Raw genomic sequence first — 18,072 nt, forward strand, 5'->3', positions numbered from 1 at the left:
CGATGCGGAGGCCGGTTCATGGGCCGGTTCATGGGCCGGTTCATGGGCCGGTTCATGGGCCGCATCGCGGACGCGGAGCATCGTCCGGTTGCACCATGATCGGGCGGTGCTCTAGAGCGGCCGCCACCGAGACGAGCGGCGATCCCACGCCGCCCTGGGGAGGAGAGTTCGAATGACGGCGCAACCGGACGCATCCCGCGACGAGGCGGTGATCGCCGCCCTCGTGGCGGAGCTGGGCGAGAGGACGGTGCTCGCCGGCCCCGATCGCCCGGCCCGCAACGAATCCGACTGGAGCACGCTCGGTCCCCAGGCGCCGCTCGCGGTCGTCCGCCCCGCCACCACCGAGGCGGTCGCCGCCGCGATGCGGATCTGCGCCCGCTACGGCGTGCCGGTGGTGCCGCAGGGCGGCCTCACCGGCCTGTGCGGCGGTGCGCGGCCGGTCCCCGGCGCGGTCGCCCTCTCGCTGGAGCGGATGACCGGAATCGAGGCGATCGACCCGGCCTCCGCCACCATGACGGTCCGGGCCGGCACGCCGCTCCAGGTGGTGCAGCAGGCCGCCGACGAGGCCGGCTTCCTGGTCCCGCTCGATCTCGGCGCGCGCGGGTCCTGCGCGATCGGCGGCAACGCCTCGACCAATGCCGGCGGCAACCGGGTCATCCGCTACGGCATGACCCGGGACATGATCCTGGGGCTCGAGGTGGTCCTGCCCGACGGCGGCACGGTCACCGCCCTCAACACCATGATCAAGAACAACGCCGGCTACGACCTCAAGCACCTGTTCATCGGCTCGGAGGGCACGCTCGGCATCATCACCCGGCTGGTGCTGCGGCTCTTTCCGAAGCCGGCCTGCACCATGGCGGCGCTCTGCGCCCTGCCGGATTACGACGCGGTGGTCGGGCTCCTCGCGGCGGCCCGGCGGGGTCTCGGGCCGATGCTGTCGGCCTTCGAGGTGATGTGGCCGGATTACTGGGAGACGGTCGGCGACATGCCGGGCGTGCGGGTGCCGCTGCCCCAGGGCCACGCCGCCTATTGCCTGGTCGAGGCGCAGGGGACCGACGAGGCCTACGACGCGCCGCGCTTCCAGGCCTGGCTCGAGCAGCAGGCCGAGGCGGGGCTGCTGGCCGACGCGGTCGTGTCGCGCTCGATGGCCGACGTGACGGCGTTCTGGGGCGTGCGCGACGCCTGCTCGGAATTCCCGCTGGTGCTCGGTCCGCACGAGCCGTTCGACATCGGCCTGCCGGTGGCGACGATGGACGCGTATGTGCGGGCCTGCAAGGCGGCCCTGGCCGGGCGCCTGCCCGGCGCCTTCGCGCTGTTCTACGGCCATATCGGCGACGGCAACCTGCACATCGTCGCCGGCCTGAAGGGCGCGCACCCGCAGCCGAAGGACGTGATCCAGGAGGTGGTCTACGGCCTGGTGCGCGAGTTCGGCGGCACCGTCTCGGCCGAGCACGGCATCGGGCTCACCAAGAAGCCCTGGCTCGGCCATGTCCGCTCCGAGGCCGAGATCGCCCTGATGCGGCGCCTGAAGGCGGCGCTGGATCCGGACGGGATGCTCAATCCCGGGAAGGTGGTGTGATCCCGCCGCGCCTTCGAACGGAGCGGTTCGAAGGCGCAAGGCCAGCCCGATCGGGCGTCGGCGCGAATGCGCCGGAGGCCTTCGCATCGACGCGTCGATGACGGCGCGAGGGTATAGGACGGCCGGCCCGCGGATCGACGGCCGCCCGCCACGGTACGCCGCGGCCTCCCCGACGCACCCGGTCGTTTCGGCGGGGCGCGTCGGCCCCGGACTGACGTGACGGATGGCGGGTCCGTCGAGCCGGTCTGGATGGCCTCGCGCGACGCGACGAAGATCCGCTCATCGATGATTCCTCCCATCGCCGGAGAACCCCGTTGATCGTCTGCTTCGGCTCCCTCAACGCCGACCTGATCTTTCGCCTGCCCGAGATCCCGCGCTCGGGCCAGACCCTGCTCGCCGAGGACCTCGCGGTGCAGGCGGGCGGCAAGGGCGCCAACCAGGCGGTGGCCGCCGCCCGCGACGGGGCGGAGGTCGTGATGGTCGGCGCGGTCGGGCGCGATGCCCTTGCGGAGGTGGCGCTCTCGGGGCTGCGCGAGGCCGGCGCCGATCTCGGGCGGGTCCGCGCCGTCGAGGCGGCGACGGGCTGCGCCTCGATCTGGATCGACGCGCATGGGCGTAACCGCATCGCGGTGGCGCTCGGGGCGAATGCCCGGACCCGGGCGGACCAGATCGAGGATGCCGACCTCGCCCGCGCGACCGCGCTGCTCCTGCAGATGGAGGTCGATCCGGCCGAGACCGCCGCCCTGCTGCGCAGGGCCCGGGCGCGGGCGGTGCGCAGCATCCTCAACCTCGCCCCGGCCCTTCCGCTCGACCGCGACACCCTGGGGCTCGCCGGGCTCCTCGTCGTCAACGAGGACGAGGCGGAGGCGACCGCCGCCCGGCTCGGCTGCGCGCCGGAGGCGGCCGCCCTGCACGCGGCGCTCGGGATCGACGTCGTCCGCACCCTCGGCGAGGCGGGCTCGGAGGCCGCGACGGCGGGCGGAGCCTGGCACGTTCCGGCCCGGGCGATCACGCCGGTCGATACCACGGCGGCGGGGGATGGTTTCGTCGGCGTGATGGCCGCCGCCCTCGACCGCGGCGCGCCGTTGCGGGCGGCGATGGAGCGGGCGAGCGCCGCGGCGGCCCTCGCCTGCGGCCGGCGGGGCAGCCAGGCGAGCCTGCCGTGGCGCGCCGAGACCGACCGGGCCGTCGAGGGCTGAGCGTCCGGTCAGGCCGGAGTGACCGCCGGGTCGGCGGGCGCCGGGAAGGTCGCCTCGCGCGCCTTGATCAGGGCGACCACGGTGTCGTTGACCGAGGTCCTGGGGCGAGATGCGCCGGTGCTTCGGCCCGGGGCCGATCAGCGCGGACATGATGAGCGCCCGGAGCGCCCGGCTCCTGGTTGCCCCCCGGATGCGGGCGTGTGATGGCCGCACGAGTCGCAACGGGTGTGGAGGTCGGCCGAGGCGGCCTCTGCGTCTGACGACCCGCAGCGCTCGCAGAGTCCCGTGGACACGATGTCGGCGTCGGTCGCCGCGAAGCTCGGGGAGGGCGGGGGCATGGAGGCTCCCTGCCGGTGAGACCGAAGCCCCTCCCCGGCTCAAGCAGGTGGGAAATCTGGTGAAACCCCGTGCAGGCGCCCGTCCGCTCGTTCCTGTTTTATTCCTCAAATGCGCTCGCCGCGGGGCGCAAGCGCACCGCGCCGCTAAAGCGGAATTCTCAGTCATTGGGGAAGGTTAGCGGCGCCAAAAATGGCGACCCCGGTAGGGCTCGAACCTACGACCTGCCGCTTAGAAGGCGGCTGCTCTATCCAGCTGAGCTACGGAGTCTGGCCGGTCCGGGTGGTAGCAGGCCCCTCGCCGGTCGTCCACTGGCGAAGCCCCGGACGGGGGCCTCGCGCTGCGGGCCCCCGTCCCCTCAGGTCAGGGCGCGATCTGCAGGATCGCCTCGACCTCGACCGTCATGGCGTTGGGCAGCGAGCCCATGCCGACCGCCGAGCGGGCGTGGCGGCCGGCATCGCCGAGCACGTTCACCAGCAGGTCCGAGCAGCCGTTGATGACCTTCGGATGGTCGGCGAAGTCCGGCTCGGCATTGACCATGCCGAGGAGCTTCACCACCGCCTTGATGCGCGACAGGTCGCCGAGCGCCGACTTGGCGACGGCGAGGAGCTGCAGGCCGGCGAGCTGCGCGTCGGCGTAGGCTTCCTCGATCGTGGCGTCGCGGCCGAGGCGGCCGGGGCGGTAGGTGCCGTCGGGGCGCTTCGGGCCCTGGCCCGAGAGGTAGAGCAGGTCGCCGACGATGCGGTACGGCACGTAGTTAGCCACCGGCACCGGCACCGCGGGAAGGGTCAGGCCGAGTTCGGCGAGCTTCTCTTCGGGGGTCATGAGCTTCTCCTTCAGTTGGCGTGGAAGACGGCGCCGCCGATGATCGTGGCGGCGGCGGACAGGCGCTGCGCGCCGGCGAGATGCACACCGGTCGAGTCGACATAGTCGAAGCGGCCCTCGTCAAGGGACAGCACCGAGGCGTCGCCGGCCGCGCCGACCCGGAAGGTGCCGAGATCCGGACGCGTGAGCGCGCGGGCCGGGTTGTCGGTGGCGGCGCGGATCACCTCGACGAGCGGCATGCCGAGGCAGAGGAACTTCGACATCGTGGTGAGCAGGTCGAAGGCCGGCCCCTCGATGCAGAGCGTGTGCACGTCCGACGAGATGCAGTCCGGCAGGAAGCCGTTCTCCAGCATGGTGCGGCCGACCGAGAAGGCGAAGGAGCCCATGCCGTGGCCGATGTCGAACACGACGCCGCGGGCCCGGGCCTCCAGCACCTCGGGGCGCACGCGGCCATCCGCGGTCACCGGGGTGTTGGGGAACGGCCGGAAGGCGTGGGTGAGGATGTCGCCCGGGCGCAGCCGCTCCAGCACCTCGGCCAGCGTCGGGGGCGGCTCGTCGATATGGACCATCAGCATCATCCCGGCCTCGTCCGCGACCTGGCGGGCGATGTCGAGCGGCACGATGCCGGAGGTGCCGCCGGCATTGCGGCCGACCCGGACCTTGAGGCCGCCGAGCACGTCGCGGTTGGCGAGCGCGACCTCGAGGGCGGCCGGCGCGCAGAGCAGCCGCTGGTCGCCGCTCTCGCCGATGTTCACCCGCTTGGAGAAGGCGTAGATGCCGGCGAACGACACGCTCATCAGCGGGATGATCCGCACCGGCGACGGCTCGACGACGTGGCGGCGAAACCCTGCGAAGTTGCCCGGACCGGCGCTGCCGGTATCGACGAAGGTCGTGACCGCGCCCGACCGGGCGAGCGCCGGGGCGTCGACCCCGAGCGAGGTGCCGCCCCAGTAGACGTGGGTGTGCAGGTCGATGAGGCCCGGGGTGACGAGGCGGCCGGCGCAGTCGTGCACCGCCCGGGCCGAGGCGGAGAGCCCCTCGCCGATGGCCGCCACCGTGCCGGCCGAAAAGGCGACGTCGGCGACGCGGTCGATGGACTGGGACGGGTCGACGACGCGACCGCCCGCGAGCACGAGATCGAAGGTCATGGAATCCGCTGGCTGTCAGGCTTGCGAAAAAAAATTACACGGCGACGCCGGGATACGCAACCCGAAAACGGTTCGCGCCCCGATTTCCGCCGAGGTGACGCCTTGACGTTCGGTCGCGTCGTGAAATAAGTTTACAGAAAGCGCCTAGCAGGAGACGTCCATGGCCCCCACCGACCGCCCGCGCGCCGGCCTGACCCGCCGCGCCCTCACGACCGGCCTCGCCCTCGGCCCCCTGGTGCCGGTGCGGGCCCTCGCGCAAGCGGGCGGCGCGATGGGCAGCGTCAACCTGGCGATGGTGGGCGAGCCGCAATCCCTCGACCCGATGGCCTCGACCGCCGACCTCGTCGCCACGATCATGCAGCACGTGTTCGAGCCGCTTTATACGTTCGACGCGAACTGGACCGTGCAGCCGATGCTGGCTGCGTCGCTGCCGACGATCAGCCCGGACGGGAAGACCTACACGATCGCCCTGCGTGAGGGCGTGCCGCTCCATAACGGCCGGGCGCTCGATTCCGAGGACGTCGTCGCCTCGCTCAAGCGCTGGATGGAGATGACGCCGCGGGGCAAGGGGATCGCGGCCGGGCTGGCGAGCCTGACGGCGAAGGGCCCGCACGGCGTCGAGATCGTCCTCAAGGCCGTCAACCCGGCGTTGCTCGCCCATCTCGCCCTGCCCTCGGGCTTTGCCGCCATCATGGCCCGGGAGGCGATCGCCAACCCGCTCGTCGAGTTCGTCGGCACCGGTCCCTACCGGTTCAAGGAGCGCCGGCCCGACCAGTTCGTGGTGCTGACCCGGCACGATTCCTACGCGGCCCGCAGCGAGGCCCCGAGCGGCTATGCCGGGCGCCGGAAAGCCGCGATCCCGGAGCTGCGCTTCATCCCGGTGCCGAACGCCAATACCCGGGTCGAGGGCGTGGTCGCCGGCCAGTACCACTTCGCCGACCAGCTGCCGGTGGAGAGCAACGGGCGCATCGCCAAGTCGGCCGGCGTGAAGCCGGTGCTGACGATGCCGTTCGGCTTCCCCTACATCGTGCTCAACACCAAGCAGGGGCCGTGCGCCAACCAGACCGTGCGCCAGGCGCTCCAGATGGCGCTGAGCGACACTGAGCTTCTGATGGCGGCCTTCGGCGAGGAGAAATTCTTCGAGGCGACGGGCAGCCACTTCCCGAAGGGCTCGCCGTTCCATTCCACCGCCGGCACCCAGGCCTACGACAAGGGCGACGACAAGGGCGCCAAGGCGCTGCTGGCGAAAGCAAATTACGACGGCACGCCGATCCGCATCCTGAACTCGAAGCAGTACGACTTCCACAACCGCATCGCGCTCGTCATGGCCGAGGAGCTGCGCGCCGCCGGCTTCAAGGTGACCCTCGACGTGGTCGACTGGGCGACCCTGGTCTCCCGCCGCGGCGATCCGGCGCTCTGGGACGTCTACATCACCCACTCGGCCTTCCTGCCCGAGCCGATGCTGACGCCGCCGCAGCTCGGCGACGGCGCCCCGGGCTGGTGGGACACCCCGGCCAAGAAGGCGGCGCTCGCGGCCTTCAATGCCGAGACCGATCCGGCCAAGCGCGGCGCCCTGTGGGGACCGGTGCAGGAGGTGATCTACACCGAGGTGCCGTATATCCGGGTCGGCAACTTCGCGGCCCTGTCCGGCCTGTCGGGCAAGCTCAAGGGCTTCTCGCCGATGCCGTGGCCGGCGTTCTGGAACGTCGAGGCGGCGTGACGCGCGGCACGCTACACCGTGCCCGCCGGGCTGACGATTCGTCGTCAGCCACACCCTTTCCCGGACGACTGACGCGAGAGCGGAAGGAGATCCGGGATCCAGCAGAGGACGTGCCGCGAAGCGGCTCTGCCTCTTGCACCGTTGCAAATGTATAGACGCTTCGCGAGTTCTTGTGCTGGATCCCGGATCTCCTTCCGCTGACGCTTCAGTCGTCCGGGACAGGGGAGCGATCCAGCGATCGATCCTGCCTGCGCATTGATCCCATGGAAAGCGGCAGCCCGATGTGGACCTATCTCGCCCGCCGGCTCGGCGGCCTCCTGGTGGTGCTGTTCCTGGTCGCCACCATGGTGTTCTTTCTCACCCGGCTCGCCCCCGGCGACCCGGCGGCGATCATGCTGGGGGACCAGGCCTCGCCTGAGGACGTCGCGCGGTTGCGCGCCACCTTCGGGCTCGATCAGCCGCTCCTGGTGCAGTTCGCCCTGTGGCTGAAGGAGATCGCCACCGGCAATTTCGGCCGCTCGATCTTCCTGCAGCAGCCGGTGACCACGGTGCTGTGGGACCGGGCCGAGCCGACCTTCTTCCTCGCCCTGTTCTCGGTCACCATCGCCGCCCTCGTCGGCGTGCCGGCCGGCATCGTCTCGGCGGTCTGGCGCGGCCGCGCGGTCGACCAGGTGGTGAGCGGGCTGGCCTTGCTCGCCGCCAACGTGCCGAGCTTCTGGCTCGGCCTGATCCTGATCCAGTTCTTCGCCGTGCGCCTCGGCTGGTTCCCGGTCGCGGGCTACGGCGCGCCCGGGGCGAGCTTGGGGGAGCGCCTGGAACACCTCGTCCTGCCGTCGCTCGTCCTCGGCATCGTCAACTCGGCGCTGATCACCCGCTTCACCCGCGCCTCGATGCTCGACGTCTTGTCGAACGACTACGTGCGCACCGCCCGCTCCAAGGGCCTGCCGGAGAGCCGGGTCGTGCTGCGGCACGCCTTCGGCACCGCGCTGGTGCCGATCGTCACCGTGCTCGGGCTGACGATCGCGCTGCTCATCGGCGGCGCCATCGTCACCGAGACGGTGTTCGGCCTGCCCGGCATCGGCAACCTCGTGGTCTCGGCGGTGCTGCGGCGCGACTATCCCGTCATCCAGGGCGCCCTCGTCCTGGTCGCCGGCCTCTACGTCCTCATCAACCTCGCGGTCGATGTCATCTACCGCCTCGTCGACCCCCGGGTGACCGCGTGACCGCCCCCGCCCTCCTGTTCCTGCGCCGCCTGTTCCGGCGCAAGCTCGTGCTGCTCGCCGCCCTGGTGCTGCTCACGATCGTCGTCGTGGCTCTGGCCGCCCCATGGGTCTCGCCCTTCGATCCGGGGGCGATGCGGGTGGTGCGCCGCCTGCGCCCGCCCTCGCCCGAGCACTGGCTCGGCACCGACGAGCTCGGCCGCGACGTGCTCTCGCGGATCATCTACGGCGCCCGGGCCTCGCTCGGGATCGGGTTCTCGGTGGTGCTCGCCTCCTGCCTCGTCGGCACCCTGTTCGGGATCCTGGCCGGCTACGACCGGCGCCTCGACGGGCCGATCATGCGGGTGGTCGACGCCCTGATGGCGCTCCCCGACATCCTGCTGGCGATCTTCCTCGTCGCGGTGCTGGGCGCCTCGGCCGGCAACGTCGTGCTGGCGCTCGCCATCGTCTACACGCCGCGGGTGGTGCGGGTGGTGCGCGCCTCGACCCTGGTGGTGCGCGAGCTGCCCTTCGTCGAGGCGGCGCGTGCGCTCGGGGTCGGCACGCCGCGGATCCTGACCGTGCATATCCTCTTGAACGTCGCCTCGCCGATCCTGATCCAGGCGACCTTCATCTTCGCCTACGCGGTGCTCGCCGAGGCCGGCCTGTCGTTCCTCGGCGCCGGCGTGCCGCCGGAGATCCCGACCTGGGGCACGATGATCGCCTCCGGCCAGCAATTTGCCGACCGGGCGTTCTGGACCGTGCTCTATCCGGGCCTCGCCATCGTGCTCTCGGCGCTCTCGCTCCAGATCCTCGGCGACGGCCTGCGCGACATGCTCGACCCGAAGCTGCGGAAGGCCCTTTAGCGATGACCGACCGCCTCCTCTCCATCGAGGACCTCGAAGTCCGCTTCACCACGGAAGCCGGCGAGGTCGCCCCCGTCACCGGCGTCGATGTGGCGATCGCTCCGGCTGAGACCGTGGCGCTCGTCGGCGAATCCGGCTCCGGCAAGTCGGTGTCGAGCCTCGCCGTGATGGGGCTGCTGCCCCGCCCGGCCGGCCGCGTCGCGAAGGGCCGGATCCTGTACCGGACGAAGGCCGGCGAGACGATCGACCTGGCGACGGCCGCGCCCGACCGGGTGCGGCGCCTGCGCGGCGCCGAGATCGCCATGATCTTCCAGGAGCCGATGACGAGCCTCAACCCGGTGCTCACCGCCGGCGAGCAGATCGCCGAATCGGTGCGGCTCCACCTGAAGCTCGACCGGCGCGCGGCGCTCCGCCGGGCACAGGAGATGCTGGAGCTGGTCGAGATCCCGGCCGCCGCCAAGCGCCTGCACGATTACCCGCACCAGATGTCGGGCGGGATGCGCCAGCGGGTGATGATCGCGCTCGCCATGGCGTGCAATCCGCGCCTCCTCATCGCCGACGAGCCGACGACCGCCCTCGACGTGACGATCCAGGCGCAGATCCTGGCCCTGATCGACCGGCTGCGGCGCGAGACCGGGATGGGCGTGCTGTTCATCACCCACAATCTCGGCGTGGTGGCGGAGGTCGCCGACCGGGTGGCGGTGATGTATGCCGGGCGCATCGTCGAGACGGGGCCGGTCGGCGACCTCTTCCGCCATCCGCGCCACCCCTACACCGCGGGCCTGCTCGATTCGCTGCCGGCGCGGGCCATCCGGGGCGCGGACGGGCGCCGCCACGTCCGCTCGATCCCGGGCGCCCTCGGGGGGGCGGCCTCGATCCGCGCGGCTTGCGCCTTCTCGCCCCGCTGCGAGCGGGTGCGGGAGGAATGCCGCACCACCCCGCCCCCGCTCGAGGCCATCGCGGCCGACCGTGCCGCCCGCTGCCTGTACTGGAGGGAGATGTGAACACCTCGATCGTTCCGGTCGACCCGATCGCTCCCATCGGCTCGGTCGAGCCGATTCTCGCGGTGGACGGCCTGACCAAGCGCTTCGGCCGCCCGCCGGCCCAGGTGCGGGCGGTGGAGGACGTGAGCTTCACCGTGGCCCCGGGCGAGGTCGTCGGGCTGGTCGGCGAATCCGGCTCCGGCAAGTCGACGATCGGGCGCTTGTGCCTGCGTCTCCTCGACCCGACCGCCGGCACGATCCGCTTTGCCGGCGAGGACGTGTCGACGCTGCCCGAGCGGCGCCTGAAGCCCCTGCGCCGCCGGGCGCAGATGATCTTCCAGGACCCCTATGCCAGCCTCAACCCGCGCCTGCGGGTCTCCGGCATCCTCGGCGAAGCGCTCGATGCCCACGGCCTCGCCCGCTCCCGGCGTCGGGAGCGCATGGCCGAGCTCCTCGACCTCGTCGGCCTGTCGGCCGAGCATCTCGACCGCTTCCCGCACGAATTCTCCGGCGGCCAGCGCCAGCGCATCGGCATCGCCCGGGCGCTCGCCGTCGAGCCGGGCCTGATCGTCGCCGACGAACCGGTCTCGGCCCTCGACGTGTCGGTGCAGGCGCAGGTGCTCAACCTGCTCCAGGATCTGCGGGCGCGGCTCGGGCTGGCGATGCTGTTCATCTCGCACGACCTCGACGTGGTCGAGCTGCTCTGCGACCGGGTGGTGGTGCTGTATCTCGGCCGGGTGATGGAGATCGGCCCGACGGCGGAGGTGGTGGAGCGCCCGCGCCACCCCTACACGAGGGCGCTGCTCGCCGCCTCGCCGAAGGCCGATCCGGACGCGCCGCGGATCGCCCGCATGCTCAAGGGCGACATCCCGAGCCCGATCGCGCCGCCGTCGGGCTGCGTGTTCCGCACCCGCTGCCCGCTCGCCGTCGAGGCCTGCGCGCAAGCGGTGCCGCCGATGCGCGAGGCCGGGGACGGGCACCGCTTCGCCTGCATCCGCGACGCCTCCGAGATGCGGGAAGCGGCCTGATGGCGGGGGCGCCCACCCGGGACACCTCCGCCCACGACCTGCGCGGTGCGGATGCCGGCTCCCCCGACCTGCTGCGGACCTTGCGCGACAGCATCGACGGCCTGCCCGAGACGCAGGCCCGGATCGCCCGGATGATCGTCGCCGACCCGGAATGGGCGGTGCAGACCGGGGTCGAGCTCCTGGCCGAGCGGGCCGGGGTGAGCGCGCCGACCATCGTGCGCTTCGCCCGCGCCGTCGGCTGCGAGGGCGTGCGCGACATGAAGCTGAAGCTCGCCGGCTCGCTGGCACTCGGCACCCCGTACGTTCACCGCAGCGTCCGGCCCACCGACGCGCCCGGCGAGGTGGTGCGCAACGTCGTCGGCAGCGTCACCTCGATGCTGGCCGAGTGGCAATCGGGCCTCGACCCCGATCGGATCGAGGCGGCGGTGGCGGCGATCCGTGCCGCCAAACGGGTCGACACCGCCGGCACCGGCGCGACCTCGCACTTCCTCGCCCACGACCTCCATGCCCGCCTGTTCCGGCTCGGCATCCCGTCGAACTCGTTCTCCGACGCGCATCTCCAGCTGACCGCGGCCTCCTGCCTCGGAGCGGGCGACGTGCTGGTGGCGATCTCCTATGTCGGGCGCATGCCGGCGCTGCTGCGCACCGTCGCGGTGGCGCGCCGGGCCGGCGCCACCGTGGTGGCGATCACCCGCACCGGCACGCCGCTGCACCACGCCGCCGACATCCTGCTCGCGGTCGACGTGCCGGGCGACGCGGCGATGCGGGTCGGGACGGATGCCATCATCGCGCAGATCATCGTGATCGAGATCCTGAGCGTGCGCCTCGGCCTCGCCCTCGGCGACGGCGCCTCCCGCCGCCTCGCCGCCGTGCACGACCTCCTGCAGAGCGAGCAGCTCGACAGCGACGACGCGCCGGGGATGGGTGGGGAATAAGACCGGACTACGGGACCTCCCGTCGTGAGCCAACCCCCTTTCCCGGACGACTGAAGCGTCAGCGGGAGGAGATCCGGGCCCCAGACGTAAGACTCGCCGCGAAGCGGCTCCGCATGTTGCGCCGTTGCAGACAGGCGTGCGCTTCGCGAAGTCTTGTGCTGGATCCCGGATCTCCTTCCACTTCGTTCCAGTCGTCCGGGAAAGGGGTCGCTCGCAACATCCGAACCGTCCCACGGCAGCCTCAGCATCGCAGGACAGGCACTCCACCCCCACCCACCTTCCCCTCCCGCCCTTTCCCGCGCAGTATGCGACCCGCGATCCGGACGAAGATCCGGCGCGGGACAATCCGGGAGGGACGCGGTGCAGTCTGCCGTGATGGCCCATATCGACGAGCTCGTCCGCGCCGCCAGCGACGGCGGGCCTGAGCGCGACCCGCTGATCAGCCAGTCCTGGCAGCGCTGCATGGCCGAGTACCGGCTCGACCCCGCCGCCCCGCGCCGGGCCTACATCCACACCCAGGCGCGCCTGCGCGAGCACCGCGACGCCCTCGACGACCTGATCCGGGTGGCACGCTTCGGCGTCGAGGCCCTGTACCGGCAGGTCTCGGGGCTCGGCTACGTGCTGATCCTGGCCGATGCCCGCGGCGTCGCGGTCGATTTCATCGGCGATTCCCGTCGCGACGGGGACCTTCGCCGCGCCGGCCTCTATCGCGGCTCGGACTGGAACGAGCACCTGGCCGGCACCTGCGCGGTCGGCACCTGCATCGCCACCGGCGAGGCCCTGTCGGTGCATCTCGACGACCATTTCGCCGGCGACCATATCGGGCTCACCTGCACGGCCGCGCCGGTCTACGCCGCCGACGGCACGCTGGCCGCCGTGCTCGACATCTCGGCCCTTCAGGCACCGGCGCCGAAGGCGAGCCAGCACCTCGCGCTCCAGCTCGTCACCTCCTTCGCCCACCGGATCGAGACCGCGAGCCTGCACAACGGCTTCCGGCGCGAGTGGATCCTGCACCTGTCGCGCTCGCCGGAATTCGCCGATATCGAGCCCGAGCTCGCCCTGGCGGTGGATGCGGGCGGGCGCATCCTCGGCTTCAACAGCCGGGCGCGGGCGCTGATCGACCGGGCGCTGCACAAGCCGCGCCGCCCCACGGATCTCCGGCATGCCGGCTTGGCGCATGCCGGCTTGGGCCTGCGCCTCGACGCGCTGTTCGAGGCCTCGGTCGAGGACCTGCCGCGCTACACGAGGGCGGTGCCGGTGGAGCGGCGCGTGCTGTCGTTGCGCGGCGGGGAGCGCTTCTACGCGCTCGCCCTGGAACCCGCCGCCCCGCCGGCCCGGGCCGGACGGCCCGCCGCCCCTCCCCGGCCGCCGGCCCTCGCCGACCCCACCCTCGCCCCGATGGCCGGCCGGGCCGCCCGGCTGTTCGCCGCGGGGGTCAGCCTTCTCGTCGACGGCGAGACCGGCACCGGCAAGGAGTTCTTCGCCCGCGCCCTGCACCGGGGCTCGGATCGCGCGGACAAACCCTTCGTCGCGGTCAATTGCGCGGCCCTGCCCGAGAGCCTGATCGAGTCCGAGCTGTTCGGCTTCGAGCCCGGCGCCTTCACGGGCGCGGCGGCGAAGGGCAAGACCGGCCTGGTGCAGGGCGCCGATGGCGGCACGCTGTTCCTCGACGAGATCGGCGACATGCCGCTTCCCGCCCAGACCCGCCTGCTGCGGGTGCTGGCCGAGCGCGAGGTGACGGCACTCGGCGCGACGGTGCCGCGGCCCGTCGATCTCCGGGTGATCGCCGCGACCCATCGCGACCTCGCCGCGCTGGTGCGCGAGGGGCGGTTTCGCGAGGATCTTCTGTATCGGCTCGCCGGGGCCCGCTTCACGCTGCCGCCCTTGCGCGAACGGACCGACTTCGCCGCCCTGGTCGGTCGGCTGCTGGCGGGACGGCCCGGCTCCCCCCGCCTCACCGAGGCGGCCATGGCGGCGCTCGCCCGCCACGCCTGGCCCGGCAACGTGCGCGAACTCGTCAGCGCCCTCGATTATGCCTGCGCGCTGGCCGACGCGTCTGAGATCGGCGTCTCCGACCTGCCGCCCACGATCGTCCCGGCGGCTCCCGCGCCCGTGCCGGCCCCTGAGGGCGACGAGGCCCTGGCGGCGGCCCTGCGCCGGCGGGCCTGGAACGTCTCGGCGGTCGCCCGCGACCTCGGGCTCGACCGCTCGACGGTGCACCGGCGCATGCGGCGTCTGGGCCTGGTCTCGCCGAACCACGCGGGATGAGGGGGCGCCCCACCTGTGGCACCGCCAGCTCGGTGCCACAGGTGGGGCGCCTCAGGTGGGGCGTCGGACCGGCGCTCACGGCGCGTCGGGCCTGCGGCCGGCACGTCTGCCCGTCACATCCTTGGACGATGGCGATCGATCCCCCTCTCCGGTACAGGGCAGTATCGGCCCTCTCACCCACCCCTTTCCCGGACGACTGGAGCGTCAGCGGAAGGAGATCCGGGATCCAGGGGAGAATTGCCGCGAAGCGGCTCCGCATGCAGCACTGTCGCAGGCAGGTGGACGCTTCGCGAGTTTTTGTGCTGGATTCCGGATCTCCTTCCGCTTCGCTACAGTCGTGCGGGAAAGGGGGCCGGGATTGATTGAAAATAGACCTGCCTTTGATCCGGCAGCCAGTCGAGGCCATGGATCGCGCGCGACGCCGCGGGCCTCTCCACCCCTGGCACACCGCTTGCGCAACCCACCCCGCACAACAAGCGGGAGGAACCGCCATGGACGCCATTTTTCGCAAGGCCGACCCGCTGTCGCCCGCCGACGCGCGGGTGATCGCCTGGCTCGACCGGTTCGAGGCCGCCCTCAAGGAGGGCGATGCCGACGGGGCGGCGGCTTTGTTCGCCGAGACGGGCTTCTGGCGCGATCTCGTCGCCTTCACCTGGAACATCACCACCCTGGAGGGACGCGGCGCGATCCGCACCATGCTGGAGGCGCAGCTCGGGGCGGTGGCGCCCGGGAGCTTCACCCTGGAGGAGCCGGCCACCGAGGCGGACGGCGTCACCGAGGCCTGGATCGCCTTCGAGACCGCCGCTCTGCGCGGGCGCGGGTACGTGCGGCTCAAGGGCGAGGAGGCCTGGACGCTGCTGACTGCGGCCCGCGAGCTCAAGGGCCACGAGGAACCGGGCGGGCCGCGCCGCGAGAAGGGCGTGCATCACGGCGTCGAGCGCGGGCGGCGCTCCTGGGCGGAGCGGCGGCAGGACGAGGAGGCGGAACTCGGGCGTACCCGCCAGCCCTACGCGCTGGTGGTCGGCGGCGGCCAGGGCGGCATCGCGCTCGGCGCCCGGCTGAAGCGCCTCGGCGTACCGGCCCTGATCGTCGACAAGCACGAAAGACCCGGCGACCAGTGGCGCAGCCGCTACAAGTCGCTGCACCTGCACGACCCGGTCTGGTACGACCACCTGCCGTACCTGCCCTTCCCCGACCATTGGCCGGTCTTCGCCGCCAAGGACAAGGTCGGCGACTGGCTCGAGATGTACACCCGGGTCATGGAGCTGAACTATTGGTCGAAGACCGAGGTTCACGCGGCGCGCTACGACGCGGCGGCCGCGGAATGGGTGGTCGACCTCACCCGCGACGGCGAGCGGCTGACCCTGCGGCCGAAGCAGCTGGTGCTCGCCACCGGCATGTCCGGGGTGCCGAACCTGCCGAACTATCCCGGCATGGAGCGCTTCACGGGCGAGAGCCACCATTCGAGCCGGCACCCGGGCGGCGAGGCCTATCGCGGCAAGCGCGCGGTGGTGATCGGCTCCAACAACTCGGCCCACGACATCTGCGCCGATTTCTACGAGAACGGCGCCGACGTCACCATGGTGCAGCGCTCCTCGACCCACATCGTCAAGTCGGAGACGCTGATGGAGCTGGCGCTCGGCGGCCTCTACTCGGAGGAGGCGCTCGCCCGGGGCATCACCACCGACAAGGCCGACATGCTGTTCGCCTCGGTGCCCTACCGGATCATGCACGAGTTCCACATTCCCGTGTACGAGCAGGCGAAGGTCCGCGACGCCGATTTCTACGCGAGGCTCGAGAAGGCCGGCTTCCGGCTCGATTTCGGCGATGACGGCTCGGGCCTGTTCATGAAGTACCTGCGCCGCGGCTCCGGCTACTACATCGATGTCGGCGCCTCCGACCTGATCGCCGACGGCCAGATCAAGCTCGCGCATGGCAAGGTCAAGGAGATCACCGAGGATGCGGTGGTGCTGGAGGACGGCACGCGGCTGCCTGCCGACGTGATCGTCTACGCCACCGGCTACGGCTCGATGAACGGCTGGGCCGCCCGGCTGATCAGCCAGGAGGTCGCCGACCGGGTCGGCAAGTGCTGGGGCCTCGGCTCGGACACCGCCAAGGATCCCGGGCCCTGGGAGGGCGAGCTGCGCAACATGTGGAAGCCGACCCGGCAGGAGGCGCTGTGGTTCCACGGCGGCAACCTGCACCAGTCGCGTCACTACTCGCTCTATCTCGCGCTGCAGCTGAAGGCGCGGAGGGAGGGCGTGCCGACGCCGGTCTACGCGCTCGCCGAGACGCATCATACGGCGTGAGGGGCGCTGACGGGCGTCCCGGGCGGTGAAGCGCCCGGGGTCGGGAACGGATCATCTTCGACCGCCCGCGCAGGACTGTCCCGCGACACGGCATAGCACGGATCTTCTCCTCCCCGGCCCGCCGGGAGAGGAGAAGATCCGCGCCTCCCTGATCCTATGAATTGCCATGCTTCAAGCAAGATCGCCCGGCGCGGCCCGGCAGCCTCGAGACCGTCGCACGACCGAACGGATCCACCTCAAAAAATCCCTTCATCCCCCCACCACCATACAAGAAAATTACTTCCACATTCCTCGAATATTTCAGAACATCATTCCGGTTGACGCTCACGCCAGCCACGATCACAGTCTGACGACCATCGACATCAGGATGTCGCCGAGACCGGCGCCCATCGCGGGCCGGCCCGGATACAGTTCCGCGCGAGGGAAAGACCGTGACCATGCTTCCGTGCCGCCCGTTCCGGCACCGTTACCCCCGCCCGTCGCGAGGCACCGCGGCATGACGATCCCGCTGCGCCGGCCCGATCCGGCGCCGGCCCGGGACCCCGTCGCGGTGGCGCGGGCGCTCGCCCCCACCCTGGCGCCGCTCGCCGCGTCGGACGACCGCGACGGGCGCTTCGCCCATGCGAGCCTGGCGGCGATCCGGGAGGCGGGCCTCGCCGCCCTGACGGTGCCGGCTGCCCGGGGTGGAGGCGGCGCCGGGCTCGCGGTCGCGAGCGCGGTCATCGGGACGCTGGCCGAGGCCGACCCGGCGGCGAGCCTCGTCCTGGCGATGCAGTGCGTGCATCACACCAGCCTCGCAAACGCCCGGGGCTGGCCGGCCGGGATCGTCGAGCGGCTGCAGCGGGCGGCCGTGCATGAGGGCGCCTTCGTCAACGCGTTGCGGGTCGAGCCGGCCCTCGGCTCGCCGGCCCGCGGCGGCCTGCCGGAGACGGTGGCGCGGGCGACGCCCGGGGGCTGGCGGGTCAGCGGCCGCAAGATCTACTCGACCGGGGCGCCGATCCTGTCCCACGGACTGGTCTGGGCCCGCACCGACGAGGCCGCGCCGCGGGTCGGGCTGGTGCTGGTGCCGATGGCGGCGCCGGGGGTGCGGATCGAGGAAACATGGGACCATCTCGGCCTGCGGGCGAGCGGCAGCCACGACGTCGTCCTCGACGGGGTGCTGGTCCCCGACGACCACGCCCTCGACCTGCGCCCGCCCGCCGCCTGGGCCGGGCCCGATCCGGTGACGCTGGCCTGGAACACCACCCTGCTCGCCAGCCTCTATGACGGCGTCGCCCGGGCGGCTCAGGCGTGGCTCTGCGCTCACCTGGCCGAGCGCGCGCCCGCCAATCTCGGCGCGCCGCTCGCGAGCCTGCCCCGGTTCCAGGAGGCGGTCGGCGAGAACGCCCGCCGGCTCGCGGTCAACCGCCGGCTCCTGCGCAGCGTCGCGGCCGAGACCGATGCGGGGGCGCCGCCCTCGGCGGAGGAGAGCGGCGTCGTCAAGCTCACCGTCACCGAGACGGCGATCGCGGTCGTGCAGGACGCGGTCGCCCTCGTGGGCAATCCCGGCCTCTCGCGCAGGAACCCGCTGGAGCGCCACCTGCGCGACGTGCTCTGCGCGCGCATCCACACCCCCCAGGGCGACGCGGTCCGGCTGGCGGCCGGACGCGCGGCCTTGGGCGTCTGAGAAGGAGCCAC

13 protein-coding genes and 1 tRNA gene are annotated in these 18,072 nt (G+C 72.1%); 11 read left to right on the plus strand and 3 right to left on the minus strand.

Annotated features, from left to right (window positions below):
* Positions 1 to 172 precede the first annotated feature (172 nt).
* Both FF100_RS25055 and FF100_RS25060 read left to right on the plus strand, forming a co-directional pair.
* Positions 173 to 1,579, plus strand: coding sequence for an FAD-binding oxidoreductase (locus FF100_RS25055; protein ID WP_139038493.1), 1,407 nt, complete (start codon positions 173 to 175; stop codon positions 1,577 to 1,579).
* A gap of 314 nt (positions 1,580 to 1,893) precedes the next feature.
* Positions 1,894 to 2,778 carry a ribokinase gene (locus FF100_RS25060; protein ID WP_139038494.1) on the plus strand — a complete coding sequence of 295 codons (885 nt, stop codon included), beginning with the start codon at positions 1,894 to 1,896 and terminating at the stop codon, positions 2,776 to 2,778.
* A gap of 529 nt (positions 2,779 to 3,307) precedes the next feature.
* Here FF100_RS25060 and FF100_RS25065 read toward each other — a convergent pair.
* The 3 genes from FF100_RS25065 to FF100_RS25075 form a co-directional block, all read right to left on the minus strand.
* Positions 3,308 to 3,384, minus strand: a tRNA-Arg gene (locus tag FF100_RS25065).
* 93 nt (positions 3,385 to 3,477) lie between these two features.
* Entirely contained in the window at positions 3,478 to 3,939 is a 462-nt protein-coding gene (locus tag FF100_RS25070) for a RidA family protein (protein WP_139038495.1), read from the minus strand.
* 11 nt (positions 3,940 to 3,950) lie between these two features.
* Entirely contained in the window at positions 3,951 to 5,087 is a 1,137-nt protein-coding gene (locus FF100_RS25075) for an amidohydrolase/deacetylase family metallohydrolase (RefSeq protein WP_139038496.1), read from the minus strand.
* Positions 5,088 to 5,247: 160 nt separating this feature from the next.
* Here FF100_RS25075 and FF100_RS25080 point away from each other — a divergent pair, with 160 nt between their 5' ends.
* From FF100_RS25080 to FF100_RS25120, 9 genes are all read left to right on the plus strand, one after another.
* On the plus strand, positions 5,248 to 6,807 hold the full coding sequence (locus FF100_RS25080) for an ABC transporter substrate-binding protein (RefSeq protein ID WP_139038497.1): 1,560 nt from the start codon (positions 5,248 to 5,250) through the stop codon (positions 6,805 to 6,807).
* Positions 6,808 to 7,088: 281 nt separating this feature from the next.
* Positions 7,089 to 8,030, plus strand: coding sequence for an ABC transporter permease (locus tag FF100_RS25085; protein ID WP_139038498.1), 942 nt, complete (start codon positions 7,089 to 7,091; stop codon positions 8,028 to 8,030).
* Complete coding sequence (locus tag FF100_RS25090; RefSeq protein WP_139038499.1) at positions 8,027 to 8,872, plus strand: ABC transporter permease; 846 nt, start codon at positions 8,027 to 8,029, stop codon at positions 8,870 to 8,872. Before FF100_RS25085 ends, FF100_RS25090 begins: the two co-directional genes overlap by 4 nt.
* Positions 8,873 to 8,874: 2 nt before the next feature.
* Positions 8,875 to 9,876 (plus strand): ABC transporter ATP-binding protein, encoded by a 1,002-nt coding sequence (locus tag FF100_RS25095; RefSeq protein WP_139038500.1) that lies wholly within the window; start codon positions 8,875 to 8,877, stop codon positions 9,874 to 9,876.
* The gene (locus FF100_RS25100) at positions 9,873 to 10,883 is read left to right on the plus strand and encodes an ABC transporter ATP-binding protein (protein WP_246102337.1); all 1,011 of its coding nucleotides are present in this window, start codon (positions 9,873 to 9,875) and stop codon (positions 10,881 to 10,883) included. The genes FF100_RS25095 and FF100_RS25100 overlap by 4 nt, the downstream gene beginning before the upstream one ends.
* Complete coding sequence (locus tag FF100_RS25105; RefSeq protein ID WP_139038502.1) at positions 10,883 to 11,818, plus strand: MurR/RpiR family transcriptional regulator; 936 nt, start codon at positions 10,883 to 10,885, stop codon at positions 11,816 to 11,818. Before FF100_RS25100 ends, FF100_RS25105 begins: the two co-directional genes overlap by 1 nt.
* A gap of 360 nt (positions 11,819 to 12,178) precedes the next feature.
* Positions 12,179 to 14,086 carry a sigma-54-dependent Fis family transcriptional regulator gene (locus FF100_RS38405; RefSeq protein ID WP_281287317.1) on the plus strand — a complete coding sequence of 636 codons (1,908 nt, stop codon included), beginning with the start codon at positions 12,179 to 12,181 and terminating at the stop codon, positions 14,084 to 14,086.
* A 491-nt stretch (positions 14,087 to 14,577) separates the two neighbouring features.
* On the plus strand, positions 14,578 to 16,395 hold the full coding sequence (locus tag FF100_RS25115; RefSeq protein ID WP_139038503.1) for an NAD(P)/FAD-dependent oxidoreductase: 1,818 nt from the start codon (positions 14,578 to 14,580) through the stop codon (positions 16,393 to 16,395).
* 496 nt (positions 16,396 to 16,891) lie between these two features.
* Entirely contained in the window at positions 16,892 to 18,061 is a 1,170-nt protein-coding gene (locus FF100_RS25120; RefSeq protein WP_139038504.1) for an acyl-CoA dehydrogenase family protein, read from the plus strand.
* The last annotated feature ends 11 nt before the right edge of the window (positions 18,062 to 18,072 follow it).

The sequence above is a fragment of the Methylobacterium terricola genome (genome assembly GCF_006151805.1).
GTDB classification, from domain to species: Bacteria; Pseudomonadota; Alphaproteobacteria; order Rhizobiales; family Beijerinckiaceae; genus Methylobacterium; species Methylobacterium terricola.

Coding starts and splice junctions, on each gene's coding strand:
- FF100_RS25080 (WP_139038497.1), top strand. CDS start 5,248: ATGGCCCCCACCGACCGCCCGCGCGCCGGCCTGACCCGCCGCGCCCTC.
- FF100_RS25120 (WP_139038504.1), top strand. CDS start 16,892: ATGACGATCCCGCTGCGCCGGCCCGATCCGGCGCCGGCCCGGGACCCC.
- FF100_RS25115 (WP_139038503.1), top strand. CDS start 14,578: ATGGACGCCATTTTTCGCAAGGCCGACCCGCTGTCGCCCGCCGACGCG.
- FF100_RS25070 (WP_139038495.1), bottom strand. CDS start 3,939: ATGACCCCCGAAGAGAAGCTCGCCGAACTCGGCCTGACCCTTCCCGCG.
- FF100_RS25105 (WP_139038502.1), top strand. CDS start 10,883: ATGGCGGGGGCGCCCACCCGGGACACCTCCGCCCACGACCTGCGCGGT.
- FF100_RS25085 (WP_139038498.1), top strand. CDS start 7,089: ATGTGGACCTATCTCGCCCGCCGGCTCGGCGGCCTCCTGGTGGTGCTG.
- FF100_RS25075 (WP_139038496.1), bottom strand. CDS start 5,087: ATGACCTTCGATCTCGTGCTCGCGGGCGGTCGCGTCGTCGACCCGTCC.
- FF100_RS25095 (WP_139038500.1), top strand. CDS start 8,875: ATGACCGACCGCCTCCTCTCCATCGAGGACCTCGAAGTCCGCTTCACC.
- FF100_RS25055 (WP_139038493.1), top strand. CDS start 173: ATGACGGCGCAACCGGACGCATCCCGCGACGAGGCGGTGATCGCCGCC.